The 26,209-nt window shown below is 66.3% G+C and carries 18 protein-coding genes and 1 pseudogene; 7 read left to right on the forward strand and 12 right to left on the reverse strand.

Features of this window, described 5'->3' with window-relative positions; translation table 11 throughout:
• Positions 1 to 120 precede the first annotated feature (120 nt).
• Both ACHL_RS14480 and ACHL_RS14485 read right to left on the reverse strand, forming a co-directional pair.
• Complete coding sequence (locus tag ACHL_RS14480; protein ID WP_015938027.1) at positions 121 to 1,530, reverse strand: sensor histidine kinase; 1,410 nt, start codon at positions 1,528 to 1,530, stop codon at positions 121 to 123.
• Positions 1,531 to 1,545: 15 nt separating this feature from the next.
• Positions 1,546 to 2,895, reverse strand: a complete 1,350-nt coding sequence (locus ACHL_RS14485) for a BTAD domain-containing putative transcriptional regulator (protein WP_015938028.1) — start codon at positions 2,893 to 2,895, stop codon at positions 1,546 to 1,548.
• A 392-nt stretch (positions 2,896 to 3,287) separates the two neighbouring features.
• Here ACHL_RS14485 and ACHL_RS14490 point away from each other — a divergent pair, with 392 nt between their 5' ends.
• The 4 genes from ACHL_RS14490 to ACHL_RS14505 all read left to right on the forward strand — a co-directional run bounded on the left by ACHL_RS14490 (position 3,288) and on the right by ACHL_RS14505 (position 11,400).
• On the forward strand, positions 3,288 to 4,838 hold the full coding sequence (locus tag ACHL_RS14490; RefSeq protein WP_015938029.1) for a sensor histidine kinase: 1,551 nt from the start codon (positions 3,288 to 3,290) through the stop codon (positions 4,836 to 4,838).
• The gene (locus tag ACHL_RS14495) at positions 4,823 to 5,521 is read left to right on the forward strand and encodes a response regulator transcription factor (protein ID WP_015938030.1); all 699 of its coding nucleotides are present in this window, start codon (positions 4,823 to 4,825) and stop codon (positions 5,519 to 5,521) included. The genes ACHL_RS14490 and ACHL_RS14495 overlap by 16 nt, the downstream gene beginning before the upstream one ends.
• 112 nt (positions 5,522 to 5,633) lie before the next feature.
• A complete protein-coding gene (locus ACHL_RS14500) occupies positions 5,634 to 6,158 on the forward strand; it encodes a hypothetical protein (RefSeq protein ID WP_015938031.1) in 525 nt (174 codons plus the stop codon).
• 103 nt (positions 6,159 to 6,261) lie between these two features.
• A complete protein-coding gene (locus ACHL_RS14505) occupies positions 6,262 to 11,400 on the forward strand; it encodes a peroxidase family protein (RefSeq protein ID WP_015938032.1) in 5,139 nt (1,712 codons plus the stop codon).
• An 8-nt stretch (positions 11,401 to 11,408) separates the two neighbouring features.
• On the opposite strand, the pseudogene ACHL_RS14510 reads toward ACHL_RS14505, so the two are convergent.
• From ACHL_RS14510 to ACHL_RS14520, 3 genes and pseudogenes are all read right to left on the reverse strand, one after another.
• Positions 11,409 to 12,779, reverse strand: a pseudogene (locus ACHL_RS14510) (MFS transporter).
• Between the two features lie 77 nt (positions 12,780 to 12,856).
• Positions 12,857 to 14,047: a type II toxin-antitoxin system HipA family toxin gene (locus ACHL_RS14515; RefSeq protein WP_015938033.1), complete on the reverse strand. Its 1,191-nt coding sequence runs from the start codon at positions 14,045 to 14,047 to the stop codon at positions 12,857 to 12,859.
• Positions 14,040 to 14,243, reverse strand: a complete 204-nt coding sequence (locus ACHL_RS14520) for a helix-turn-helix transcriptional regulator (protein ID WP_015938034.1) — start codon at positions 14,241 to 14,243, stop codon at positions 14,040 to 14,042. Before ACHL_RS14520 ends, ACHL_RS14515 begins: the two co-directional genes overlap by 8 nt.
• Before the next feature lie 181 nt (positions 14,244 to 14,424).
• On the opposite strand from ACHL_RS14520, the gene ACHL_RS14525 reads away from it, so the two are divergent.
• A complete protein-coding gene (locus ACHL_RS14525; protein WP_015938035.1) occupies positions 14,425 to 15,171 on the forward strand; it encodes an SDR family oxidoreductase in 747 nt (248 codons plus the stop codon).
• 5 nt (positions 15,172 to 15,176) lie between these two features.
• On the opposite strand, the gene ACHL_RS14530 is transcribed toward ACHL_RS14525, so the two are convergent.
• Positions 15,177 to 15,893 carry a hypothetical protein gene (locus tag ACHL_RS14530; RefSeq protein WP_139187421.1) on the reverse strand — a complete coding sequence of 239 codons (717 nt, stop codon included), beginning with the start codon at positions 15,891 to 15,893 and terminating at the stop codon, positions 15,177 to 15,179.
• 314 nt (positions 15,894 to 16,207) lie between these two features.
• On the opposite strand from ACHL_RS14530, the gene ACHL_RS14535 reads away from it, so the two are divergent.
• Positions 16,208 to 16,969: an ANTAR domain-containing protein gene (locus tag ACHL_RS14535; protein WP_244266470.1), complete on the forward strand. Its 762-nt coding sequence runs from the start codon at positions 16,208 to 16,210 to the stop codon at positions 16,967 to 16,969.
• Between the two features lie 343 nt (positions 16,970 to 17,312).
• On the opposite strand, the gene ACHL_RS24195 is transcribed toward ACHL_RS14535, so the two are convergent.
• The gene (locus ACHL_RS24195; RefSeq protein WP_157672498.1) at positions 17,313 to 17,450 is read right to left on the reverse strand and encodes a hypothetical protein; all 138 of its coding nucleotides are present in this window, start codon (positions 17,448 to 17,450) and stop codon (positions 17,313 to 17,315) included.
• A gap of 195 nt (positions 17,451 to 17,645) precedes the next feature.
• Here ACHL_RS24195 and ACHL_RS14540 point away from each other — a divergent pair, with 195 nt between their 5' ends.
• On the forward strand, positions 17,646 to 19,307 hold the full coding sequence (locus ACHL_RS14540; protein WP_015938039.1) for a sensor histidine kinase: 1,662 nt from the start codon (positions 17,646 to 17,648) through the stop codon (positions 19,305 to 19,307).
• A gap of 79 nt (positions 19,308 to 19,386) precedes the next feature.
• On the opposite strand, the gene ACHL_RS14545 is transcribed toward ACHL_RS14540, so the two are convergent.
• The 5 genes from ACHL_RS14545 to ACHL_RS14565 all read right to left on the reverse strand — a co-directional run bounded on the left by ACHL_RS14545 (position 19,387) and on the right by ACHL_RS14565 (position 25,683).
• Complete coding sequence (locus ACHL_RS14545) at positions 19,387 to 19,932, reverse strand: YceI family protein (RefSeq protein WP_015938040.1); 546 nt, start codon at positions 19,930 to 19,932, stop codon at positions 19,387 to 19,389.
• A 127-nt stretch (positions 19,933 to 20,059) separates the two neighbouring features.
• Positions 20,060 to 21,295 (reverse strand): acyltransferase family protein, encoded by a 1,236-nt coding sequence (locus ACHL_RS14550; protein WP_407681023.1) that lies wholly within the window; start codon positions 21,293 to 21,295, stop codon positions 20,060 to 20,062.
• 64 nt (positions 21,296 to 21,359) lie between these two features.
• Entirely contained in the window at positions 21,360 to 24,179 is a 2,820-nt protein-coding gene (locus ACHL_RS23405; protein WP_015938042.1) for a S8 family peptidase, read from the reverse strand.
• Positions 24,180 to 24,556: 377 nt separating this feature from the next.
• Positions 24,557 to 24,772: a three-helix bundle dimerization domain-containing protein gene (locus ACHL_RS14560; protein ID WP_244266472.1), complete on the reverse strand. Its 216-nt coding sequence runs from the start codon at positions 24,770 to 24,772 to the stop codon at positions 24,557 to 24,559.
• Positions 24,773 to 25,089: 317 nt separating this feature from the next.
• On the reverse strand, positions 25,090 to 25,683 hold the full coding sequence (locus ACHL_RS14565; protein ID WP_244266473.1) for a hypothetical protein: 594 nt from the start codon (positions 25,681 to 25,683) through the stop codon (positions 25,090 to 25,092).
• Between the last annotated feature and the right edge of the window lie 526 nt (positions 25,684 to 26,209).

Below are 26,209 nucleotides of genomic sequence, written 5' to 3' on the forward strand. Positions count from 1 at the left end.
TATACGGGGGACGCCGGACCTTTGTTGTGGCCCGTACCTTTGTTGTGGCACGGGATCTTCGTGGTGGCCCTGGCCATTTGTGGCGGAACCGGGTCTCATTTGCTGCCAACGGGCAAACTGCTAAATGGTTTCCGGCTCCATGGCGTGGTTGCCGCGGCCCTTGGAGGGGTACCGGCCGGCCCACCGGACCGCCGGCGTGGCAGCACGGAATGTCGCCGTAACAAAGGTTCCCTGGCCCGGGGCCGAACGGATGTGGAGGGTTCCCCCCGCTTGGTGAACGGTGTCCTTGAGGATTCGAAGGCCGAAGTGGCCTTCCCGGTGCGCGGTGCGGGGGTTGAAGCCCTGCCCGTCGTCCGAGACCGTGATCTGGGTGAGCTCGCCGGATTGCCGGATCTGGATGTCCACGGCCGAGGCCCCGGAATGCTTGGTGGCGTTGACCAGCGCCTCGCGTGCCACCCGGTAGGCCAGCACCGCCCGGTCCCGGTCCAGGGTCACCTGCTCCGGGATGCTGGCGGTGAAGGCGATGCCGCGTTCCACCAGGGGTGCCTCCAGCCTCATGATGGACGCCTTCAGCCCCAGTTCTTCGAGGTCCGGCGGATAGAGTTCGCTGGTCATGGCGCGCAACGCCTTGATGTCGCGCTGGAGCATGGTCCGTGCGTCGGCGAACACCTGCTGCTGGCCGGGTTGGCCGCGGCGCTCTTCCGACTCGAGGGCGTAGGCCAGTCCGGACAGGTTCTGGATGACATCGTCGTGCAGCTCACTGGCGATCTGGCGCCGTTCCTGGTCGGAGGCCTCGATGGCGCAGTGCAGCAGCGCGTTGCGCTGCGCCTGGTGGAACTGGATCCGCTTGGCCAGGCGGACCGCCGGAATCAGCAGGACCAGCTGAAGTACTGCCAGTGACAACAGCACGGGCGGGATCATGCTGAGCAGGACCGCCTGCTGTTCCGCACGTACCGCCGCGCCTGAGGAATACGTTTCGAAGATCATTGGTGCCCCGTCCTTGGCGGCGGAACGGACGTAGACCTCCACCAGTTCCCCGGACGAGGCCTCGAACTCGTTTTCTTCGGCAGTCTGGGACTCGACGGTGGCCGTGGCCGGACCGCCGGCCAGGAGGAGGTGCGCCCACTCTTCCTGTTCGAAGTCCTCACCGATCAGGGACGGGACGTCCGAGTACACCACCTTGCCTTTTGCATCCCACACCTTGATCCTGGTGACGCCTCCGTTGGCCAGCCATGGCGCCACCCGCTGGTCCAGCTCCTCCAGGGCTGCAGGGTCCTGGGCCAGAAGCTGCGGGGTGATCAGCGGGCCCACAACGTTGTCCGCGAGACGCTGGGTGAACTCCCTGGCGTTGACAAGGGCATGCTGTTCGGCGGCATCGCGGATCCAAAAAGTCACCGGTGTGGCCACCAGTACCAGCGCTGCGAAGCCGGCCGCCAGGAACCGGGCCACGGCCATCCGCACCTCGCGCCGCTGGACGGCTTCGGGGGCGGCACCGGAGTTGCCGCGGGTCCTGCGGCGGAGATCTTTCACTCTCAGCGCCTGTGGTCAGGCAGCAGATTCCGGCGCGGACTCCGGCCCTGCGCCCAACCGCGCCACCAATGACGGATGCACAATCAGGTTGCCCGGGCGGGCGTGCCGCAGCGTGTCCAGCATGAGGCCCAAGGCGCCGTCCTTCGGCAGGAACCCGCAGATCCCCATGCGGGCGGCCTCCCGCAGCGCGTCCTGGGAGGGGTTGCCGGTCAGCATCACCACCCGGGCCTGCGGGGCTTCGGACAGGATGCGCTGGGCCGCGTGCAGCCCGGAACCGTCGGCAAGGTGCAGGTCCATGATCACGACGTCGGGACGCAGTTCCCGGAACATGGTCACAGCAGATTCCACGCATTTGGCGGCACCCAGGCTTTTGAGGTCCGGTTCCCGGTCCAGCGCGCCGGCCAGCAGGTCGGAGAAGATGGTGTGGTCGTCCACGATGAGGACGCGCAACCGATCAGTAACTGCCGGTTCCGGCCGGGCCGTAGGTGCAGCCACGGGTTGGACCTCACGCAGCGGGCGGGCGGTGGCGCTGGCCCTGGGAGATACGTCAGGGGCGCCCGTCCGCTCCAGGAGCCGGGCCTGCGCCTGCTTCAGCGAGGGAGAGGGCATGCACCCCAGCTCGACGTCCATGATCCTGCGGCAGCGTTCGAAGGCACGCAGGGCTTCGTTGACCTGCCCGTTCCGTTCAAGACCCAGGATCAGCACGTTCCAGCCCCGCTCATTGAGCGGATCCTCATTAGTAGCGGCAACGCCCCATGCAACGGCCTTGTCTGCTTGCCCCACGGCCAGGGCATGTTCCGCGGCCTGTACCCGGGCCAGCGCCACGCGTGCCGCGTGCAGCGACCGCTCCTCCTCCGCCCAGGCAGGAAGGAGTTCATCCCCCAGGAGCGGGGCGGAACCGAGCTCCAAGGCTTCACTCAGCAGCGACAATGCAGCTGCCGGGGCGGCGTGGCTGGCCTGCTTGGTCAGGGAAACGAAACGGTCCAGGTCCAGTTCCACCGAGGAACGGTCTATCGCATATCCCCCGGTGACCGTCCGCAGGGGTCCCGTCCTGCCGGAGCCGGGCTGCAGGTTTCGCCGCAGGACGCTGACATAGCTCTCCAGGGTGGGGAGGGCAACAGCCGGATGGTTGCCGCCCCACAGCAGGTCCATGATGCGGGTCTTCGAGACCGCCGAGCCCAGATTCAGGAGCAGGATCTCGAGGACCTGGCGGGGTTTGGGACCGCCGAGGTCATTGGCTCGGAGCTCCACATTGCCGCGCCGGATCGTCAAAGGACCAAGAACCGAGATGCGGAGCGCCGGCGTCGTCGACGGCGCTCCCGATCCCGGACCCATCAGCCCTGCACCCATTTCCAATGTAGCCACCAATTACTCCCCCGATGAGTGATCGAACCTTCTGCCTCAATTGCAGTTCCCAGGCAAAAGTCAGACAACAGTAGTAAGTACTCACATCAGATTTCGGGTTTTTCTCCCGACTACTTGGCCCGCCGGAAGTGGGTACTTGGCATTTCTGCCCGCCAACCAGCCCCGGACGGGCGCCACAGCGGACCTCGGACCGTGTTTCCGCAGGTCAAAGCGGTGTGCTGCCGGCATGGCAAATGTTGGGAAAACCCTAGGTGGTGCACCGGACTTGCGCGCAACCCCTGTCAAAGGAATCCCCAACCGGGTCCCCCTAATTTGGCAACGAGACGGCACCACAGCGCGGTATGACGAACCCGCCTCCGCAAAAGCCGGCCGGAAAAGGAATGGAGACGCCCATGAATCTGCGTAGAACCCCCGCCTCTGCACCGTCCGACAGGTGGGGGGCAGGTCCCATGGTCCGCTCGTGGCGGGCAATCCCCGCGGCGCTTCGGGGCGTCCGGGCAGGCCTGCGGACCGTCCGGGTCCGGGTCCTCACCACTGTCCTGGCCTTCCTCGCGGTGGGACTGTTCGTTGCCGGCACCACCACACTTGCCTTGGACCTGCGGGACCTCAACAGCAAGGTCAGCGAAGACCTGCTGCACCAGTCAGCACGCCTCCAGGACATTGTGGACCAGGGCCTTCCCGGCGGCGCGCCCTACCCGTCCCTCGATGACCTGTTCACCGTCTTCCTGCGGGGCGGCACCCTGGGCCGGTATGAGTCGGTGATGGCCAGCGTCGCGGGAGGGGACACCTTCCTGCCCGCCGGCGCCCAGGCCCGCAATCTTGGCCAGCCGCAGGTACTCGAAACGGCGCTCGCCGTACCCCTGGACGGCACCACTGCCCTGCGGGACGTGGTTATGGACGGCCACCTGGTGCGGCTGGCCATCACCCCCGTGTCACTGGGCGGGGATTCCCCGAACGGTGTGTTGGTGGCGGGGAACGAGATCGGGCAGCAGCGGGAGCAGATGGTGGCCTCCTTCGGAACCTTTGCCATGGTTTCGCTGGCCATCCTGCTGCTGGCCGGCGCCGTGGGGTACGCCGTGACCGGACGCCTCTTCGTCCCCATCCGCCGGCTGCGCCAGGCTACCGAAACCACCACCTTCGAGGACGTAAGCAGCCGCGTCACCGTCCCGCCCGGCGACGATGACGTCTCGCAGCTGGCAACGGACTTCAACCGCATGCTGGACCGGTTGGAAGTGGGGATCGAGGACCAGCGGCAGTTCGTGGATGACGCCAGCCACGAACTGAGGACACCGCTGACCATCATCGGCGGCCACCTGCAGCTGCTGCAGCCGGCAGATGCCATGGACGTCGCTGAAACCCGGGTGCTGCTCCTGGAGGAAGTGGACCGGATGCAGTCCCTGGTCAACGAACTCCTGGTGCTGGCCAGGAGCGGACGGCCCGACTTTGTCCGGCCCGACTGGATCGATACCGATTCCTTCCTCGAAGCCGCCATGGAGCGGATCCGCGTCCTGGGAGACCGGCACTGGCAAATTGAGCAGCTGCCCGGCGGCTGGTTCCGGGCGGACCGCAACCGCCTCACCCAGGCCATTGAGCAGCTGGCCGCCAACGCCGTGCACTCCACGGAGCCCGGCGACATCATCTCGATCGGCGCGGCATGGGTCACGGCAAAGGACAGCGCATCCGAACAGCAGCATGAACCCACTATTGATATCTGGGTGGCCGACACGGGGTGCGGCATCAGCGCCGCGGACCAGGAGCGGATCTTCGACCGGTTCGCCCGCGCCGGCGTATCGAGGGGTGTCGAGGGATCCGGACTGGGCCTGCCCATCGTCAAGGCGATCGCCGAAGCGCACGGCGGCTCCGTACGGCTGTCATCACGGGTCAACGTGGGCAGCAGGTTTGTCCTCTCCCTTCCGTCAGGAACATCGTGGCTCGCATTCTGATCGCCGACGACGAGCCACGGATCGCCGCCTTCATCGCCAAGGGCCTCACGGCGGCCGGCTACACCACGTCGTCAGTGGAGGACGGCATCCGGGCGCTGGACTACGGCAGTTCCGGTGAGTTCGACCTGCTGATCCTGGACATCGGGATGCCGCGGATGGACGGCTTCGGCGTACTCTCGGCCCTGCGCGCCATGAACTGCACCGTTCCGGTCATCGTGCTGACGGCCCGGGATTCCCTTCCGGACACGCTGGCAGCGCTCGACGGCGGCGCGGATGACTACATGAGCAAGCCGTTCCGTTTCGAGGAGCTGCTTTCGCGCATCCGGCTTCGGCTTCGGGACGCTCCGGCAGTGCCGGCGGCGGTGGCCCCCGCAAGCGGGGACGTCAGCCTGGATGTGGACCTCCGGTGCGCCAACGTGCGGGGCCGCACAGTGTCCCTGTCCGCCCGCGAGTTCGCCATGGCCCGCGTGTTCGTGGAGAACTCCGGCAAGCTGCTGAGCCGGGAACAGTTGCTCAGCCGGGTCTGGGGCTACGACTTCGACGGGTCCTCGAACGTGGTGGACGTCTACGTCGGGTACCTCCGCACCAAGCTGGGCCCGGAGCACTTCCAGTCCGTCCGGGGAGCCGGCTACCGCTTCACCCCGGTCCCTGCCGGCCCAACGAGTCCCGAGCCGGCACCGTGAACAGCCTGAATCACAACCCTGACCCATGGATGAGAGGTCTCTCATGGAAGATTCATTTCCCTTTCACAGCGGCGAGGAAGAGTGGTGGAACCAGCAAATGAAAGGAAGACCAATGTCCAAGCTGTGGTACCTCCCCCTCGCCGCCGTCCTCGGCGCTGCCAGCCTGACCGTCTGGGCCCAGGCGAATGCCGGGCCGCCTCCCGCCGTCTCCCCCGGCGTCGTGGTCTCCAATGTTGATTCCGGCAGCAAGCCGGCGACCTTCGAAGACTCGCCCAAGCCCGACGATTCGCCGTCAGCACTGGCCACGCCCACACCGACCGCCAGCATCACGGCGGTGCCCGAGCACACTCCGGAAACCCAGATCGTGCCGGCCCAGCCGGTGACCCTGCCTCCGGTCCAGGTCACGCACGCCCCCGGTCCTGTGGACGACAAGGGCGGGCTCCGCGCCCCGGGTGTCTCCGACGACGGCCCCACCCACGACCTCAACGACGACAAGGGCGGCCTCCGCGCACCGGGCGTCTCCGACGACGGCGCTGCGCACGACCTCAACGACGACAAGGGCGGCCTCCGCGAACGGGACGCTTCCGACGACGGCAAGGGCCACGATTCCACGGACGATAAAGGCGGGGACCGCTAGCGTTCCTTGGAATCACCAAGCTTTTCCCTAGAACGCTCCTCCACCATGGCTTTGCGTAGCCGGCTCAACTGGGAAGCCGGCGCTACTGGGGAGCAGTCACGGCATGGGGAAAGCACCTCGCGCAACAGCGTGCAGACGAAATGGCACCACCACCGGAGCAGGGCTGCGTGCCCTTGCAGCATCAGGGGCACTGGCGCTGGTGGCATCCATGGGCCTGCCTCCGTTGGCAGCCCAGGCCGTACAGGCCCCGGTCGGCTCCGGATTCACCGTCACCCCGGCCGATCTGTCCTACATCCTCAAGCAGATCAAGATCGCCGAAGCGCACGTGGCAAATACCACGTCCGCCACCGGCCCGTGCGGGGCGCTGATCGGCACCGGACCCAACCAGCTTGCCAGCCCGCTGTTGTCCCACGGCCTGCGGACCGTGGACGGCAGCTGCAACAACCTGCAGCCGGGCCAGGACACTTACGGCGCCTCGGACCAGGTGTTCCCGCGGCTGGCACCCAAGGCCTTCGGACCCGCCGAGAGCGGCTCGTTCGGCGGACCGCCGGTGGCCACAAGCTACACGCAGAAATCGGGAAGCGTCTTCGATTCCCGGCCGCGGACCATCAGCAACCTGATCGCGGACCAGACCTCCACCAACCCGGCCGCGGTGGCCGCAGCCGGGTTCCCCGCCCGGTCCCAGGGCAACACCGGCGTGGTGCCGTGCACCACTGATCCGGACGCCGAGGCCGTCCCCCCGGTCGCAGCAGCGCCCGAAGGCTGCGTCCCCTCGCACAACACACTGGACATCCCCAATGTCACTACTGACGTGGGCCTGTCACCGCCCTACAACTCGCTGTTCACCCTGTTCGGCCAGTTCTTCGACCACGGCATCGACCAGACCGTCAAGGGCGGTGGAACCGTCTACGTGCCGCTCAAGGCCGACGATCCGCTGATTGCGGGGCCCGACCACGATTTCGGCACCGCGGACGACCTCAATCCCCACCTGCGCTTCATGGTCCTCACCCGCGGGCAGAACCAGCCGGGCCAGGACGGCATCCTGGGCACCGCCGACGATCTCCAGGACGCGCTGAACACCAACTCTCCATGGGTGGACCAGAGCCAGACGTATGCGTCCCACTCCTCGCACCAGGTCTTCCTGCGCGAATACACCAACAACCCCGAGGGCCGTCCGGTCTCCACCGGCGGCCTGCTGGGCGGCCCGGCGGGTACGGCCGCGGCCGGCGGCATGGCTACCTGGGCCGACACCAAGAAGCAGGCCCGCGAAATGCTCGGCATCCAGCTCCTGGACAAGGACGCACTCAACGTTCCCCTGCTGGCGGCCGACGCCTACGGCAAATTCATCCCCGGCCCCAAAGACGGGCTGCCGCAGTTCGTCACCCGGTCCGGGCTGGTGGAGGCGGACCGGACCGCGAACGGCGGCAACGGAACACTGGTGCCCCAGGACATCCTGTACTTCAACACACCATTCCTGACGGACATCGCCCACAACGCAGATCCTTCGCCCCAGGACACCGACCACAACCCGGCAACACCCCCGGCGGCACCGGCCCCGGACGCGGACAACACGGCGTCCGCGGACTTCGCGGCCCAGGCTCCCGGGACGTACGACGACGAGATGCTGGGTGCGCACTTTATCGCCGGCGACGGACGGGTCAACGAGAACATCGGGCTCACGGCGATACACCAGGTGTTCCACTCCGAGCACGACCGCCTGGTGGGTGACATTAAGAACGTTCTCACATCGGACAAGTCGTCCCGCGGTACTGCTGCCCTCACCGAATGGCGGGCGACGGCAGGCGCTGACGGCTGGAACGGCGAGCGCCTCTTCCAAGCGGCACGCTTCATCGCGGAAATGGAGTACCAGCACCTTGTCTTCGAGGAGTTTGCCCGCAAGATCCAGCCGGCGGTGAACATCTTCGAACCCTTCGCGTTCTCCCAAACCGACGTCAACCCGGCCATCAACGCGGAGTTTGCCCACTCGGTCTACCGTTTTGGGCACTCGATGCTCACAGAAACCATCTCGCGGCGCAACGAGGACAGCCCGGGGCCCGACGGTGTGTGGGGCACGCAGGACGACGTGCCGGGTTCGCAGAACGACCTGCCGCTCCTGGGAGGATTCCTGAACCCGCCCGCCTACACCGACGGCGGCCCCGCAGGTCCGCTGACCTCCGAGGAGGCCGCCGGCAGCATCGTCATGGGAATGTCGGACCAGGTGGGCGCGGAACTTGACGAGTTCGTCACGGACACCCTGCGCAGCAAGCTGCTGGGCCTGCCGATGGACCTGGCCGCCATCAACCTCGCCCGCGGCCGGTCCGAAGGAATTCCGGCGCTGAACGTCTTCCGCCGGCAACTCCACGGCGCCACCAACGACAGCCAGCTCAAGCCGTACGCCAACTGGATCGACTTCGGCGAAAACATCAAGCACCCCGCTTCGCTGATCAACTTCATCGCCGCCTACGGCACCCACCCCTCCATCGTTTCCGCCACCACCCTGGACGCCAAACGGAAAGCCGCCCGCCTGATAGTCAGCCCGGACGCCCTGGCCGGCGAGGTGGCCCCGGATGATGCGGTGGCATTCATGAACAGCACCGATGCCTGGGCCAACAACGGCACAGCATCAACTACCGGGCTGGACGACATCGACCTGTGGATGGGCGGACTCGCCGAACGGACCAACATGTTCGGTGGCCTGCTGGGCAGCACCTTCAACTACGTCTTCGAGAGCCAGATGACGGACCTGCAGAACGGTGACCGGCTGTACTACCTGGCCCGCACACCCGGGATGAACCTGATGGCGCAGCTTGAAGGGAACTCCTTCGCGGAGCTGATCATGCGCAACACGAACGCAAAGGCCCTGAAGGCTGACGCGTTCGCCACCGCCGACTGCAAGTTTGAGCTGAAGAACCTGGCGGGAACGTCCGAAGGATTCGCTGCCTCCGGAAATACAGTGGCGGACGATGCCGGAACCGAGTGCAGCGAGACCGCACTGCTGCTCCGGATGCCCGACGGCACCATCAAGTACCGGGCCTCCAACTCCGTGGACCCAGTGGGGATCAACGGCCAGGCCGTGTACAACGGCACGGACCGCGCCGACCGCGTCCACGGCGGCGTGGACAACGACACCTTCTGGGGCGGAAAAGGCAACGACGTCATTGAAGGCGGCGACGGCGCAGATACGGTCCTCGGCGGCGAGGACAACGACGTGGTCACCGATCTTGCCGGCGACGACATCCTCAAGGGCGGCCCGGGCAATGACGCGCTCGACGGCGGCCCGGGCCTGGATCTGATGCTCGGCGGAGACGGCAAGGACTTCATCAACGGCGGGGCTAACTCGAACGAAACTTTCGCCGGCGAAGGCGACGACTTCGTGATCGCCGGCGAAGGCCTGGACGGCGTCTTCGGCGGCGGCGGGGACGACTGGGCCGAGGGCGGCGACAGCCCCGACCTGCTCATCGGCGACTCCAGCAACCTGTTCTTCCTCGACGATTCGCAGAAACCCGGCCACGACATCCTCATTGGCCAGGGCGGCGACGACGACTACGACATGGAAGGCGGCGACGACATCGGCCTGGCCGGGCCGGGCATCGAGAAGGTGGCCGGGGCGTCGGGCTTCGACTGGGAATCCGGTGCCTACGATCCCCAGCCGCAGGACGCCGACCTGAACCTGCCGATCGCACCTTTGGACATCCTGCAGGTGGGCGTCCGGGACCGGTACAACGAGGTGGAAGCACTCTCCGGCGGTCCGTTCGCTGACACCCTCCGCGGCGACGACCTCACCCCCCGGACGGTGGGCGGCGGCGGCTTTATCGGCTGTGACGTCCTGGACCAGGCCGGCATCGACCGCATCCTTGGGCTCGATCAGCTGGTTCCATCCCTGCCAACACCGGTGGAGGACGTCATCAACGCTTCGGCGTCGAAGGAGTGCCCTGTCCTTACCGGATCCCAGGTGTGGGGCGAGGGCAACATCCTCCTCGGCGGTGGCGGCGACGACACCATCGAAGGCCGCGGTGGGAACGACATCATCGACGGCGACCGTTATCTGAGCGTCCGTCTCAGCGTCCGCACGGATCCCGCAGATCCGGCCACCGAAGTAGGCAGCGCCACGTCCATGACGGCACAGTTCCAGCGCGCCGCGGACGGCACACTGACCGGACCCACACTCCAGCAGGCAGTCTTCGCCGGCAGCATCGACCCGGCGGACGTCGTTGCGGTGCGGGAGATCCTCAGCTCGGCCGGAGGCACCGACGCCGCACTGTTCTCGGACCTTGAGTTCAACTACACCATCACCACCACCGGCGGCGACGGCACGCTTGGCTCCCCCGGCTCCGTCACCACCGTGCAGCACAACGGCGGCCGGGACGGCACGGACACCCTGCGCAACGTCGAACTGCTCGTCTTTGGCGACGGAACCGGTACCGGAAACGGCGGCAACGGAGCCGACGACGGCGTCACCGAACCACCGGAGGACGAGCCCGTCGAAGGCGATGAGGGCGAAGGCGGTGGCATCGGCGGGGTCATCCCGGGCGACGGCGAAGTGGTGGTCATCATCGATCCCGTTCCAGACCCAGGGACGGATCCCGGAACTCCGCCGGTTGACCCCGCACCGGTTGAGCCCGCACCAGTGGACCCCCCAGCGAACCCGGCACCGGCAGATCCGCCGGCCAACCCGGGGCCCGTCAACCCCGCACCGGTTGACCCGCCAGCGAATCCGGCACCGGCTGACCCCGCACCCGCACCCGCTTCCGGCGGCGTCGCCGTCAGGACAGTTGATGCCACGGGCACGCAGGTGGGCGAGATCATCGTCGCTGAGCCCGGCACCTCCCGGGTGGTGGTCCGCGGCCTGGTGAACGGGGAAGCCTACCGGTTCCAGGCGGCCCCCACTACTGGCGGCAGCGCGCCGTCGTTCTCGGCACCGAGCAAACCTGTTGTCCCCGGCCCGGCAGCCGGACGCCGCAGCCGAGTGGGCGGCAGCGCCGTGGTGCCGGTCCCCGCGGAGCCCGTGACGGAGCAGCAGCCAGCGGTCACCGGGACCCTCCCGCTCGGTGGCCTGGCCGCTTTCGCGCCTGTCCTGCTGACGGCCCTGGGGCACTATCTGGCCACCGGCGAAGGGGGCACCACGCTGGGCCTGGTCATCGGAGGATTGCTGGCAGCCGGCGCCTTGCTGGCTTTCCGGTTCCACTCCGCCCGTTCCAAGGGCAAGGCAGCCCGCGGCGCTAAGGCCGTCGACAGGGCGTGATCCGGGCCTCAGGCCCCGGCCGTCTCTTCGGCCGGGGCCTGGGCGTAGGACGCGGACACGCGGCGGTAAACCGGAGTGAGGAAGGCCAGCAGTGCCGCGACGATCATGATGATCCCGGCCACGAGGAACACCAGGGCGATGCCCCGGGACGTCCCTTCGCCCAGCAGCGGCGCGAGCTGCGCCGCCCCTTCACCGGACCGGGCATAGGGAATGATCCAGAACTGGGCGAGCGGTGCGATCAGGAAGGCCGTGACGGGCGCCGCCGCGGATTCGAAGGCCATGGCGAACCCGAACACCCGTCCCTGCTTGTTGAGCGGAACAACCCGCTGGATCACGGTCTGCTCGGCTGCCTCGACGCACGGCACCAGCGCCAGGTACAGCCAGATGCCCACCACGTACAGCCAGGCCCATTCCCGGATGGTGAACAGGGCGCCGAGCGCACCCATGATAGCGACGGCGATCAGCAGGGTCCGCAGCGGGTTGGCGCCCAGGCCGAACTTGCCGATCAAGGCACCGCCCACAATGAACCCGGTGGAGCCCACGGCGAAGAACACGCCCCACAGCTCCACGGGGAACATCTCCAGCCCGTACGGGTCCATCAGGGCCATGTAGACGCCGCCGATGAAGTTGTTGAATGTGGAGAAGATGATCAGCGCGAACAACCCGGCCACAGCCAGCACGGCGGCGATGGACCCGCGCAGGTCGAAGCCGCCCTGGGCGTCGCTGGCTGCCACCTGGGTTTCTTCCGGCATGCGCAGCGTCAGCAGGTGCAGGAACGCCAGGGCGGTGAGGACCACGGCTATGGCGATGGTCCAGCCCATGCCCAGCAGTCCGACGGACAGCCCGGACAGCACGGACGTCACAATGAAGGCAAGCCCCTGGACCATCCCCACCATGCCGTTGGCGTTGGCGCGCCGGTCAGGGTCAATGAGGATGGTGACGGTGGTGGAGAGGGCCACGTTGCGCATGTTCTCCACCACCGCACCCACCAGGATGATCAGGGTGAAGATCCAAAATCACGGTTGCCCCAGGTCCAGCAGGCCGGCACCGGGCGTCAGCAGGAACATCACGCCGGACAGCACGAACATCACCAGGGTGAAGGCGGCGGCGAAACGCATGATGGCCAGCTTGCGGTAGCGGTCCACAAAGGTGCCGAAACTGATGCTGGAGAGCGCGATCAGCAGCATGTAGGCGCCGCCCACCACGCCCGTGGCGATCACGTTGCGGGTTTCCAGATAGACCCAGAACGTCAGGGCAAACCAGAGGTAACTGGTGGTGACGTTGGCCAGTGCCGTGTTGATGAGGATGCCCGCGAAGGTGCGCGACCGCTCCGCAGGGGTTCGAAGGGACGTGTCGACTGCAGCTTCCTGCCCAGACATGGGTCCCAGTCTACTGAGAACCCGCTGCCGAGGACATGGCTGCCCCTCCCCTGCCTGGGCATGTACCCCTGTCCGGATCAGCCCGCCAGTTCGCCGCGCCGGAACCTCAGCTCACGCAGTGCCCCGTTCAGTGGTGATCCTGAGAAGGGCAACGCTTCCAGGTTGACTCCGTCCGCCGCCCGGAGGGCCGTCTGGTTCGCGGACGTCGCAGCGCGTGCAGGGAGCCCGAGATCAGCTGCGAACTGTTCCCAGTGCCGGGCTTTGAGGTTCTTGACCCGGCCGCCAATGGTCAGTGCCAGGGTGTCGTCGCCGTACACCAGTGTGCAGGGAATGTCGTACAGGGGCGACACAGCCCAGGCCCCGTTTTCCCCCTGGAGGACTGACATATTCTTCGCGTGCAGGTCGCCGTTGCCGGTCAGCCAGGCGAAGACACATTGCATGTAGAGGTTCCATATGGCAACGGCCCTGGCCTTGCACACGCCCGCCAGCGCCAGGACGGCTTCCTCAGCGCTGACGGCGTATTTGGACGACGGCGGCAGGTTGAGGACCTGGGCAGCGTCCTCGAGTGCCAGGCGGCCCAGGCCGTCCTTCCCTGTGCGGTCGAAGCGCTCCACGAGCAAGCCCTGCAACCCCTTCCGGTCCGTGACAACGCTGCCCTTTGCCACGGGGATTCGCAGGGCTTTGGCTGCGGCAAGGTGTGCGGCCTCGTTAGCCACGAGGTGACGGTGGCGGGGCGGGTCCAGCTTGAGCAGGTAGCGGCGGCCCGCGAGGGAAAGCGGTGTGGTCAGCATCGATGCGCTGGCTTTGGCTTGGACCCCGGGAAGACCGTGCGGATCGATGGCGTCCGCGAGCGCGGCAAAGTCGAGTGCCTCCGCATGCGACATTTCTGCCAATGCCGGAGGTTCCACGGGGTCCTGGCCGGCGGCGACAACCTGGACGTCGCCGGGGGTATCGGAACCAACCGCAAGGAGCAGGCTGAGTTCGTCCCCCAGGCTCGTCTTGATGGCGTCCTTGAGTACGGTCAGGCGGTGGCCCTCGGGCAGCAGGCCGGCGAAGAACGCGGGAACCGCACCGCCCGGCGCTTCAACCGGTGCATCCGTCAGCGGCAGTGAGCGGGCTACGGGAGCCCTGCCCGCGGCCAGGTACGCGGGGGTGTAGGTGAAGGCGATCCCGCCGTTGCCGCCGCGGTTCAGGTGTCCCGCCAGAACCCCGGCTTTGTAGACGTCCGCTTGGGTAACGAATTTGAGGCGCGCCAGGTCCTCAGTCATCGGCCGTCCTGAGGTGCAGCCCTACCGCATTGGCGGCCGCCACGACGGTGGCCAGGGACGGATTGCCGGTTCCCGTTTCGATGGCGTGGATGGTGCGGGGTGACGTTCCGGTCAGGTCAGCCAGCGTGCGTTGGGTGATCCCCGCGTCTTTTCGGGCTCGCCGGATGCCGGCGCCTATGGCTGCCACATCCTCCACGCGACTCCTTCGGAAATATATTGCAGATTACAAACCCTGCATTCCATATTCTGGTTCAATAAAGGAGACTTCGCAAGATATTGCCGATTGTCGATGCCCTTCCATTCTTGGGGTCAACCAGAACCATCAATCTGCAATATCTTTCCGATCTTCACAGCAGATTCAGACATAGGATGCTGCCATGAGGATTGCCGTCGCAGGTGGGACCGGGACCGTGGGCCGACACGTGGTGGACGTTGCCAGGCAGCGCGGGCACGAGGTGGTGGGCCTGAGCCGCGCCGGCGGGGTGGACCTGGCAACCGGCCGTGGCCTAGACCCGGCGCTGGCCGGGGTTGAGACGGTGATCGACGTTGCCGGCATCAACAGCACGGCCACCAAGAAGGCCGTGGACTTCTTCACTAACGCGTCGCAGAACCTGCTTGCCGCGGAAAAGAGGGCCGGAGTGAAACACCATGTGGTGTTGTCGATCGCCGGCATCGACAACGCACGCTCCGGCCTCTATGCCGGGAAGCTGGCGCAGGAGGAATCCGTCCGGCACGGGGACTTACCGTGGACCATCCTGCGCTCCACCCAGTTCCACGAGTTTGTGCCGCTGGTGGTGAAGGTTGCCTCGGCAGGCCCTGTGGTGGTGGTGCCGAAGATGTTCACCGCGCCGGTGGCCGCCCGCGAGGTGGCAGAGGCCTTAGTGGACGCGGCGGAGGCCGGGCCGCGGGGACGGATCCCCGATTTGGGCGGCCCCCGCTCCGAGCAGCTCGCCGGCCTGGTGCGGACCTACCTGCAGAGGACCGGCCAGCGCAAAAAGGTCGTGGAGGCGCCCTTCCCCGGCCCCATGGGCAAGGCGATGCGCAGCGGTGCGCTGATCCCGGCGGCGGGTTCCGCCGTCGGGCGCCAAACATTCCTGGACTGGCTGGACGAACTGCCCCGCTGACCGGATCAGCCGTGGGCGAGGATGGTGTCAATCAGCTGGACCAGCTCGGACGCATCGCCCGGGGTGACATCAGGTCCGGCCTTCACCGCCGTGGCAGCCAGGTTTCCCTTGATGCCGGTCATGGTCAGTGACGTCTGGGTCTCGCCCGTGGACAGGCTCTCCTTGGCCAGCGCTGCGAACGACTGATCCCCGCCGGTCGCAGCGTCTATTTCCTGAACTTCCGTGGTGACTTTCTGCCCCGCCAGTTCAGCGGTGAACTTTCCGCATGCCGCCACCGCTTTTCGGGAGGCTTCCAGGTGGCCGGTCAGCTCCTTGGCATCCTTGAGGGCGATGGCCGTCACCACAATCGCCGTCTTGTCCGCCGCCGAAATGGTGGTTCCTGCCGCATAGGTGCTGTCCTCCGGGATCTGGGAGTTACTGTCCGTAAAGACGTTGCACTCCGGCGGCGTGAAGACCGCTCCCTTCAGGATTTCCTTGGCTTTGATGATGCCCTGGTCGATCTGGGCCGCAGGAACAACTGTCAGCGCGCGCCCCTGCGAGTCCTTCAGGGTTCCCACAATGGAACTGAGGTCAGCGTCGGTGTAGGTCTTCGCCGGGCTTGGAGTGGGGCTGGGCGCCGGTGGCGACGACGTTGCGGTTTCGGTTCCGGTGCTCGTTCCGCACCCCGCAAGGGCCAGGAACACCGTCATCAGGAGCGCTGCTTGGGTTGGGCGCCTGCGCATAAAGTGATCCCCGTTTCATTTGAGCGTCTTACGTGATGGGGCCAACCTAGGAAGAACCGGCAACCGCCTAACAGAGTGGGCACTACCTGTTTCGTCAGTCTGCTGACTAATTCTGAGTCCGGTTGGCAGGACTCTGCCGCCGGACCTGGCGGCCCGCGGGCCGGCTGCACCCTGTGCATAAAACAGGTGGTGCGGGACGGCCGCGCGGCGAAAGTAGAGTACCCACTACTCGTGTCCCTCCATCGGGCAACCGCCTACATTCGAGGAAAGCCGCACCATCGCCGCGCGGCACAGAGCGTAACGGGGGAAACCAGGTGACAGTACAACCGGCAGTTGGCAGCAGGCGCATGGACCGGCCGGGGTTCCTGCTGGACCTGATCACCGGCGCGGACACTGACCTGGATTCCGTCCAGCAACTCGCGGACAGCGCGGCTGTGGCACTCGCAGCGTCGGCCGGGGTGCCGGTGGACGCCGCCGCAACCCTTACGCGGGCAGGGAACCTGCCCGCCACGGCCGGCAGCGCCACTCTTGCCTACAACGTTGCCTCGTCCGAAGACAGGTACAGCGACGGACCCATGGCCCAGGCCGCCGCCTCCGCTGCACCGGTCCAGGTCACCGGGGAAAACTCATCGCAGCGGTGGGAACCGTACCGCCGCCGGCTGGTGGGCGCAGGCTACGGAACGGCCCTGGCCGTGCCGCTCGCCCTGGATCCCCGGTCATCCTGCGCGCTGGTGTTCCTTGGTCCCGCCGGGTTCGAATTTACGCCGGAGCTGGTGGGCGAGGCCACCTGGTTTGCCGCTGTGGCATCGCAAAGCATGAAGCTGGCCATCGAGGTGCGCAGCGTCCGGTCCGCCGGCGACAACCTCAAGGCCGTGCTGGAGAGCCGGACCTCCATTGATGTTGCGTGCGGCGTGATCATGGCGCAGAACCGCTGCTCCTATACTGAAGCCTTCGGCAAGCTCGCCGGAGTCTCCCGGCAGCGGAACCTCAAGGTGCGCAGCGTGGCGGAGAACGTCCTTAAAGCACTGCCCAGCGGATCGCCGGCCACCCGCTTTGAGCCGCCCGCGCTGGCGTAGGAAGGCAGAACCTCAGATTAGTGGCGGGCCTTGGCCCGAATGACACCGGCGGCCAAAAGCCCCACGGCGCCGAGTGAGGCCAGCATGCCGCCAAGTGCTGCAACGTATTCGGTAATGCTCATCGCGTCCACTCCCTTTCAGAACTGCCTGATGAGCCCAACGTACGCGTCAACAGTCAAGGTTCCCCGAGAGATCGCCCGCGGGTTGGGTCAAGATTGGTGCAGACCAGAAGGCCTGGCTGCCCGCTGACGCACTGCATGCCTCACAACGCCCAACGAACTGATGCGGGCAATCCAGGTCCTGGCCGTCCGATGACGGCAGCCTCACACGCATGGCGGACCGCCTATCCCGCAACCGCGAACATGGCGATCCCCACAGCCACCAACAGGGCGATGCCGAGGAACACGAACCCTTGGGCGCTTCCCTTGGCGGCTCCGGGCATCCGGCGGCGGCCACGCTTCCTAACAATTACTTCAGCCATGCACCGAATGTACGGCGCTGCAATCCCCCCGCACACGAGAACCGCGTACTTGTCTTGGTTAATTCCACTACTCGATTGAGCACCTGCCTGCCGCCGCCAACCCGGGTGCCCGCAGCTGAAACATCCGGCCCGGGACGCGAATCAGGCAGTATGCTTCAGAAACGTTGACGTAACCGGGGCATGGCTGGGGGCACGATGCTATTCGACTGGGGAGCCCGCTACTTCCGCACGCTCGGAAGGAGGGGCCGCACCGTCCTGTTCCAGCTGCCGCTGACCGGCACCATGCTGTTGGTAATGCTCCTGGCATCGGTCCTGCATCCTGACCTGAAGTGGTCCGCAGCGTTCGTTTCGTCCCTGGCCTTCCATGCCGTCCTGCTGGCCGCATGCGCCGCCATCCCCTGGGACAGGCTCCCGGAGCGGGCGGTCCTGGTAATCCCCGTGCTGGACTGCCTGGCCATCGGGCTCTCACGCGAAGCCGGCGATCAGTATCTGTCCGTGCTGAGCTTCCTGCTGGTCTTCCCGGTGGTATGGCTGTCCCATGGTGGACGCAGGAGCGGTGTGGCACTGGCGGTGGCCGCTGCCATCCTCAGTGTGGCCCTCCCACCCCTGATCCTCGGTTCGGGCTTCACCAGTGCGTCGTTCATCCGCGGGGTGCTGCTGCCGGTCATCCTTGCCGCCATCGCCCTCACCACGTTTGGTGTGGCCAACGCCCTGCGCCTGCAGCGGCAGCGGCTGGAAGAGCGGGAGGCGGAGGTCCGGGAACTCCTCGCGGCCAGTGAAGACCGCGAACAGCTGCTGGGCACGGTCATGGACACGGTAAGCGTGGATGTCTGGGCGCTTGACCGGGAGGGACGGACCATCCTCACCAACCGCCACCGCGGCAGCCTGTCTGGTGGGGCCGTCCAGCGGGACCCGGCCCCCATGGAGGCGGACATGGCCATCTTCGGAATCGACCGGAAAGATGCCCTGCCGCCCGAACAGCACCCCCGGGCACGCGCAGCGCAGGGGCAGTCCTTCACCGACGAGCTCGTATGGATTGGCACGGGCAACAGCCAGCGCGCCTACTCCGCCACCTGCCGCCTCATCCCGGGCTCCGAGGGCCGGCAGGCGGGCGCTGTCTTGGCCCTCACGGACGTCACCGCCCTGGTGGAAGCCCTCTCGGCCAAGGACCAGTTCGTGGCCAGCGTCTCCCACGAACTGCGCACGCCCCTGACCTCCATCCTGGGCTACCTCTCCATCGCCATGGACGAGGAAGGGCTGGATCCGGAACTGGAGCACTGCCTGGAGGTGGCCAAGCGCAACGCCGAGCGCCTGCTGAACCTCGTGGCGGACCTGCTGACCATCGCCTCGGGCACGCTCACCGTCCGGCCACGGCAGGCTGACCTGGCGGAGGTTGCCGCGCAGAGCGTGGACGCCGCACAGCCGCGGGCGGCCTCGGGCGGGGTCACGCTCAGCCTGGAAACCGAGGGGCCTGCACCGGGCCGTTTCGACCCGGACCGCCTGGGCCAGGCCATCGACAACCTGGTTTCAAACGCCATCAAATACACGCCAAGGGGCGGCGTGGTCACAGTCCGCGTGCGCACGGAGGACGGGCGCCTGGTGTGCGAGGTGGCTGATACCGGCGTTGGCATGACGGACCAGGACCTGGCGAATGCGTTCACGCGTTTCTTCCGGACAGCCACGGCCCATTCGTCAGCCATTCCGGGCGCGGGCCTGGGCCTTGCCATCACCCGGTCCATCATTGAGAACCACCGCGGCAGCGTCACGCTGGCCAGCAGCCACGGCGAGGGGACCACGGCGACGCTGACGCTGCCCGAATCGCACGCAGTGGAAGCCTCCCTCGCCAGCACCCGCTAGCACGGATAGCCGGGCACGGGGCAGGCCGGACGCCGGGGATGAACCCGGCACCCTGCCCGCTGCTAAACCAGAATCAGGCTCAGCCCTGCTTCACCAGGGCGGCCTCCAGGTTGATCTTGACCTTGTCACTGACCAGCACTCCCCCGGCTTCCAGTGCGGCGTTCCACGTCAGGCCGAACGACTTCCGGCTGATCTCGGTTTCGGCGGAGAACCCTGCACGGGTGGCACCGAACGGGTCCACGGCCACGCCGGTGAACTCGACCTCCAGTTCCACCGGCTGGGTGACGCCCTTGATGGTGAGGTCGCCCGTGAGTGTGTAGTCCTCGCCGTCGCCCTCGATGGACGTGCCGCGGAAGGTCATTTCCGGGTACTTTTCGACGTCGAAGAAATCCGGCCCGCGGACGTGGCCGTCACGGTTGGCGTCCCCCGAGTCGAAGCTGGCGGTGGACACCGTGGCGTGCAGGCTCGAGTCCTGCAGGGAGTTCCCCACCCGGGCTTCGGCCTCAGCCTGGGTGAAGCGGCCGCGGACCTTGCTGATGCCTGCATGCCGGACACTGAACCCGATCTCGCTGTGGGACATGTCCAGGGTCCACGTTCCGGGGGTCAGTTCCTGGGGAAGAGTCATTGCCTATCTCCTCTTACTCGAAGGTCTGCGGGCACGCGCAGCCCGCCGCCGGCGTGTGCCGTCGTGGCCAGCCTATTCCGCGCAGCGCCGCCTGGGCAGGGCCGATGGGCCATAGTTCATCTGCCGGCTACCGGGCGGCCACCAGTTCGCGCGCCTTCTCGGCGGCAGGCTGGGGCGCAGGGTGTACGACGGCGGGCTCCAGGCTTTGGTTTGCCCAGCGGCGGATGGGTGCCTCCACCAGCCGCGAGGACGCGAACGCCAGCACCACGGTGAGGACGGCGGCGAGGGCGACGCGGAGGGACAGCGACGGCACGAGGGGCAGCAGCAGGAGGTACACGGGGATATGCCAGAGGTACATGCCGTAGGAGAGTTCCCGGCCGGGCCACGCGAGCCAGGGGTGACTGAGGAGCCGGCCCAGGAAGCCCGCAGGCTGCAGAACCAGCGAGCCGATCAGCACCGCTGCCAGCAGCGAGAGCGCGGTGGGGCCTGCGGTCCAGAACACGGTGAACCAGGTGCCGGGAGTGTCAGGTTCCTTCAGCAGGAACAGCGCCGCCACCAGCACGGTGCCCGCTGCCGGGGCGCCCCAGCGGGCAGCCGAGACAAGGGAGGTATGCACCCGGGAGCCGCTGCGGACAGCGGTGAACAGCAGCGCCAGGGCACAGCCGATCAGCAGCTCGTCGGCCCGGGTGTCCGGCCCGTTGTAGAGCCGGTTCAGCGGCGCGCCGGACATCACCAGGGCGAAGCGTTCCAGCATGAAGGCTGCGGCGAGTCCGGCAGTGGCCCATGCCGCACTCCGCAGCCTGCAGTACCGCAGCATGACCAGGAGGAGCACCGGCCACACCAGGTAGAACTGTTCCTCGACGGCGAGCGTCCAGGTAGGGCCCAGCGTCTCGCCGGCAATCGAGTCGCCGAAGGCACCCACGTGCGCGAAGTTCATCACGTAGGCCACTGCGGGCAGGATGAATCCTGCCTGGCCGCCCCAGCCCGAGGCGGGGAAGACGAAGCCGACGACGGCGATCACCGCACACAGTGCCAGCAGCGCTGGCCAGAGCCTGGCCAGTCGCTTGGCGTAAAAGATGCCCATTCGGACACGGCCAGTCGCGAGCCGCTCCTTCATGATCAGCAGCGTAATGACGAAGCCGCTGAGGGTGAAGAAGACGTCCACGCCGATGAAGCCGCCCGGCATCTGGGCGGTGAGGGTATGAAAGAAGAACACCCCCACAACGGCCACCGTACGTAGGCCGTCGAGGGAGTGTTTCCGCCCTGAAATGATGCTCGTTTCGTGCCCTGGTTTGTGCGCTGTTTTATGCGCGGACGCGCCCTCCGCAACCGACAAATTTCCACTGCTTGACCTAAGAACCACTAAGCAAGCATATATAACGTTTCGGTAACTAGGCTAAACGGGAGCTGGGCGCAGCCTGTGAGGATCAGCCCGGAAGGAAGTATCCGGAGACGTCCGCGATGAGGTGCGTGGACCCCGCTGAGCGGTTGAACAGGGCGACTCGTCCGAGCTGGCCGAGCGGGGTGGTTACCGAGTTTGCAACGATCTGGCCCCTGTCGAAGTTGACGCTCGAGATGTCCGGACGGGTTGCCGCCATCGGGTAAGCGGTGACGAAACCGTTCGACGTCGCCTGGGCCACGGTGAGGTTCATTACCATCGCGGTAGCACCTTCGGGAATGCCGTGTTCGCGGGCAGCCTGAAATGACGTTGCCAGGTCCGGCGGTAGCGGGTAACCCGCTCGGGTGTCCAGGAAGCGCGTCGGGGCGGCCAGCGGCTGGAAGGTGCCGCCCGCCGTCGGGGTTCCTGACAGGTAGTAGCCGGAGACGTCCGCGATCAGGTGGGTGGCCCCGTTGGAGCGGTTGTAAAGCATCACTTTCCCGTCCGGGCCCACTGGGACGGTCACGGAGTTGGGGATGATCTGCCCGGCGGCAAAGTTGATGTTGGAGGCATCCGGCCGGTTGACCCCCGTGGGATAGGCGGTGATGAAGCCGTTGGACTTCGCTTCCGCCACCGTCAGGTTCAGTACAACGGCGGAAACGGTGGCCGGCAATCCGTTGGCTCCTGCCACCTGGAAGGCCCGGGCAGTGTCGGGCCCGACGGCCGTCGTGCTCCGGGTATCCAGGAACCGCTTGGGTTCGATCGACTTGAAGGCGCCCGCCGCCTTGACCTCGCCCTCACGGTAGTAGCCGGAGATGTCGGCAATGAGGTGCGTGGCGCCTGCTGACCTGTTGAAGAGTGTCACCTTTCCGTCGGCGCCCACGGGCACAGTGACGGAGTTGGCCACGATCTGGCCCTTGTCGAAGTTCAGGTTGGATGCGTCCGGACGCGCGGTCCCGGAAGCGAAGGCAGTGACAAACCCGAAGGACCGGGCTTCGGCCACAGTGAGGTTGAAGACCACGGCAGACACCTTGGCGGGAATTCCGTTACGCCCGGCCACCTGGAAGGAGACCGTGGAGTCCTTCGCCACGATGGAACTGCTCCGGGTGTCCAGGGCGCGGAACGGCGTGACGCTGATCAGCGATCCAGCCACCGGCGCGTATGTGGCAGCGAACTTATAGCTCCACTGGGCTGTGGCACTTGCCCACAGGTAGAAGCCGGGAATTGCGCGCGCTGAGACAGTCACAGTGCCGGAGCCGGGGTGCGACCCGGCCGCCAGCACGGCGCCGTCCCGCACGTACTCCACGCCCCGTGACGACGGAACTATCACTGTGTCGGCATCCGTGCCGTCCTTGTCGGAGAACGTCACGGCTGCCGGGATGACCGTATTGGCTGGCAGGTCTGAGGCCGTCAGGGCCAAGGCCTTGGCGGCGTCAACCAAGCCGGCGCCGCAGCCTACGGGGCAGCCGCTGCCCTGGAGGAGCCGGGCCGTGGCGTTGAGTCGCGCTTTGACCATGTCGGGGGTGTAACCGCCGCCCACCTCAACCATAAGCATGGCAGCGACGGCGGAGACGTGAGGGGCTGCCATGGACGTCCCCTGCAGCAGTTCGTAGGCTTCGCCTTCGGGCAAAGTGGATCCGAAGTTCGAGGTGGACACGATTCCGTCCCAGGCATCAGCAGTCATGTCGCCACCCGGTGCGGTGATGTCGACGGCGGCACCATAGTTGGAATATGGAGCGCGGCTTCCATCGGGTCCGGCGGCGGCCACGGTGATGACGTTCTCGCAGTTGGCCGGGCTCATTTCAGCTGCCGGGCGGGAGGAGTTGCCGGCCGCAACCACCACTGCTGTGCCGGCGTTGTGGGCAAAGTTGATGGCGTTCTGCTCCGTAGTGGAGCAGGCGGCGGTGCCACCCAGGCTGAGGTTCACCACGTTGGCTCGGGTGGGGTTGGCAGGGACGCCGGCCACTGTGCCACCCGCAGCCCAGATGATCGAGTCGGCCACGTCCGAGATGTAGCCGCCGCAGGGGCCGATCGCGCGGATGGGCAGGATCTTGGCAGCGGGCGCGGCGCCAGTGATGCCGTTGTTGTTGTTTCCGACGGCAGCAATAATTCCGGCCACGTGCGTGCCATGCCAAGAGGAGCGTGACGCCGGGAAGCCCGGCTCGCACTGGTTGTCACTGGCCCAATCGCCCTGGTCTTGCGGGTTGGCATCGCGTCCGTCGCCGTCGCGCGCCCACTCCGGGTTGGACATCATGTCGTAACCGGCGAGGACGTTGGGGGCCAGGTCCGAATGGTAGGTGATGCCACTGTCCACCACGGCAACTACGGCACCTTCGCCGCGGTTGTGGTCCCAAGCGCCGGATACCCGGATGCCGGACGGATCGTACCAAAGGCTCCACTGGGACCCGTAGCCAGGATCGTTGGGGTCGGCCGCGGTTGCCTGAACTATAGTGTCCGGCTCGGCGTAGGCGACGTCGGGGCTGGAGCGGAGTGCCGCGAGGAAGGTGTCAGCGTCGGCACCGTGAAGTGACTTGTCGGTCTTCACCACCTGCGCGCCGGTCGCTGTGGCACGCACGTACTGGGCGGCGGTGCCCACGCGGCCTGCGGCTGACCGGGCTGCCTGCGAAGTTATGGCTGCTTCGGAAGCGATATTGCCGCGGCTCTTGAGGCCCACAATGAACTGGTCCGTTGGCACGGCAGCCGAAGCGGACCGTGGACTCGGATCCCGCAGGGGCAGCTCGGCAGCCGCGGTTGGCTTGGCCGGCTGGGGTGGCTCGGTGGCCTGGGCGGGAAGGGCCGTCAGGGCAGCACCGGCGAGCACGGTGACCAGCGTGAGGGCAGCGGCAACGAAGGGCCGGGGGTTGAACATGGGCGGGCATCCTTGAGACGGGCGCCAGCCACGAACGGGGGTCTAGCGCGGACAGCCGGGAATCACCAGCTGACCCCCGCCCTGATTATAGCCATCGAGTTGACTATTTGGAGGACATTACGAAAGCTACGGGCCTTGCCAGCCGGCGGGGGCGTGTGTCCAGCTTCCGCCCCAGTCATCGATTCTGCGGCACCGCTGGCACTCTTTATAGCGTCGGCCGTCCTCAGCGTGTTTTAAATGCCACTCGTGGCGGATGTTCAGCTTGCACAGCAGGGCCCACAACACAGCCTTCTCCTCCCGCAGGATTCCAGCGTCCGCCCCTGCTCACAGTATGTTCCTTAGCGGAGCCCGGGAACAGTGGCCGGGAGAAAACATGGTCAACGGAACGAGTGCAGGCGGTCCCGAGCCGCGTGCTCCACGAGGATGGGCACGAAGTCCCGAACCCTCCCACGGTCCAGTGACCGGTGTTCCTCCTGGACAACGTCCTCGATCACTTGCCGGGACACGCCGGGGTGCCGTTCGGCAAGCCGGTCCACTACGGCGGACAGTGCCCGCACCTCTTCGCTGACGCCCATCGGCACAGGATCCGTCATCTGCAGTGGCGGTTCAAGACTTGACTTATCCCGTGTGTGCCCAGAACCAGGGCCGACGCACTACGGAAGTCCGTGCCGGGAATTCGACTCTCAGCCATCCGCAGGATCCGCCTCCGCCCCAAGCTCGATCCCCGACTTCGATTTCGACCCGCAGATTCGACCTCGACCTCCAGATAGCCCGTGCGCCAGCGAATGTGCGCGTCGAAATTGCGGTTGCGTGCCGCCACGGACCGCCGGGCTCAGAACAATAGGAAGACGCACGACGGCGAACCCGGCCGCCGTCGCACGTCTTCCCGCTACTCGCGCTGACCTCTTTTCTAGGCCAACAGTGCGCAGATATCGGTTACATCGCCGGTGCCGCTAAAGACCCGTTCCTCAGATCCGTCCGCCTTCAGGGCAAAGGTGAAGTTCCCCTCGAGCAGGAAAATACCAGGACGCGCCGATTCTGCCTCGCGCGCATTCAGCACGATGTTAAGTCCATTCACCGTGATTTCGGTTGTTCCGTCGGCCTGCACTGTTCCGTGCGTAGTGCCGGTAATGAGGAATGACGCTTCCTCTCCTGTCTTAAGGTTCGTTATGGTGACCCTCTGCCCAGGAGAAGCAACCGTAAAACGGTCCCCAGGGAGTATCAGGACATTTGATTTACCCGACACCGTCAGCTGGACGGCATACTTGCACAGCTGGTTCGCCTTGAAGGTCAGGACCTGGGACGCATCAGTCGGGGCAGCAGTGGCAGGGCTCATCCCGGCAACCACGGCAAAAAGCAGGGCACACAAAACCATCAGCTTCTTCATCAGAAACTCCATTTCAAATTCATTTTCACGCGCAGCCAAAAAGGAATCGTGGGGATGCGCGCATGGGCGGGTGCTGGAAACTCGTCGTTGAATGTGCAGCATCGGCGGACGTTCCATGAGGACCACTCCGCGGACGGACTGCGGGGGTTGGCGTAAGCCGCGTACGTCCCGCAAACATCTCTTACCCGTAAGTAAGTTCGGCTGTGCATCGTCTAGATCGCGATGACTGGTGGCAGGATATTAACTCGCCATTTCCCGCAACGTGAAGAACCGAATTCGAAATTGGGGGAAATTGGTACTGACAGGGGGCTACCCACCCTACTGCCGGAGTGATGCCGGCACACTCCCCCGGAAAGTTCCCGGCCGCGCCAGTCTTGAGGAATTCTTGACCCTAATTGGCGCAGATGTTGAGCCGGTTCCCGCACAGTTTTCAGTAAAGGATGGGAATGCATGGGGGTGCACCTGGGAACTGAGGCCCAGTCAGCCCATACCTGCAGTCGGCGTAGAACCCGATGGTCTCAATGGTTTGGCGGCGCCGAGCAAAGGCGCCGCCAAACGCTCCACCACAAATTCACAAAGACCGGGGCCGACGGCGGAGGCGGCGGATCAGCGTCGATCCGCAAATAGCTGTCGGCCCCCACAC

The organism is Pseudarthrobacter chlorophenolicus A6, from assembly GCF_000022025.1.
In the GTDB taxonomy this organism is placed as follows: Bacteria; Actinomycetota; Actinomycetes; order Actinomycetales; family Micrococcaceae; genus Arthrobacter; species Arthrobacter chlorophenolicus.

Excerpts from the sequence above, each read along its gene's own strand:
- ACHL_RS14530 (WP_139187421.1), bottom strand. The coding sequence starts at position 15,893 with ATGCGCAGGCGCCCAACCCAAGCAGCGCTCCTGATGACGGTGTTCCTG.
- ACHL_RS14560 (WP_244266472.1), bottom strand. The coding sequence starts at position 24,772 with ATGACGGATCCTGTGCCGATGGGCGTCAGCGAAGAGGTGCGGGCACTG.
- ACHL_RS14500 (WP_015938031.1), top strand. The coding sequence starts at position 5,634 with ATGTCCAAGCTGTGGTACCTCCCCCTCGCCGCCGTCCTCGGCGCTGCC.
- ACHL_RS14490 (WP_015938029.1), top strand. The coding sequence starts at position 3,288 with ATGAATCTGCGTAGAACCCCCGCCTCTGCACCGTCCGACAGGTGGGGG.
- ACHL_RS14505 (WP_015938032.1), top strand. The coding sequence starts at position 6,262 with ATGGGGAAAGCACCTCGCGCAACAGCGTGCAGACGAAATGGCACCACC.
- ACHL_RS23405 (WP_015938042.1), bottom strand. The coding sequence starts at position 24,179 with ATGTTCAACCCCCGGCCCTTCGTTGCCGCTGCCCTCACGCTGGTCACC.
- ACHL_RS14545 (WP_015938040.1), bottom strand. The coding sequence starts at position 19,932 with ATGACTCTTCCCCAGGAACTGACCCCCGGAACGTGGACCCTGGACATG.
- ACHL_RS14525 (WP_015938035.1), top strand. The coding sequence starts at position 14,425 with ATGAGGATTGCCGTCGCAGGTGGGACCGGGACCGTGGGCCGACACGTG.
- ACHL_RS14565 (WP_244266473.1), bottom strand. The coding sequence starts at position 25,683 with ATGGAACGTCCGCCGATGCTGCACATTCAACGACGAGTTTCCAGCACC.
- ACHL_RS24195 (WP_157672498.1), bottom strand. The coding sequence starts at position 17,450 with ATGGCTGAAGTAATTGTTAGGAAGCGTGGCCGCCGCCGGATGCCCGGA.
- ACHL_RS14515 (WP_015938033.1), bottom strand. The coding sequence starts at position 14,047 with ATGACTGAGGACCTGGCGCGCCTCAAATTCGTTACCCAAGCGGACGTC.
- ACHL_RS14540 (WP_015938039.1), top strand. The coding sequence starts at position 17,646 with ATGCTATTCGACTGGGGAGCCCGCTACTTCCGCACGCTCGGAAGGAGG.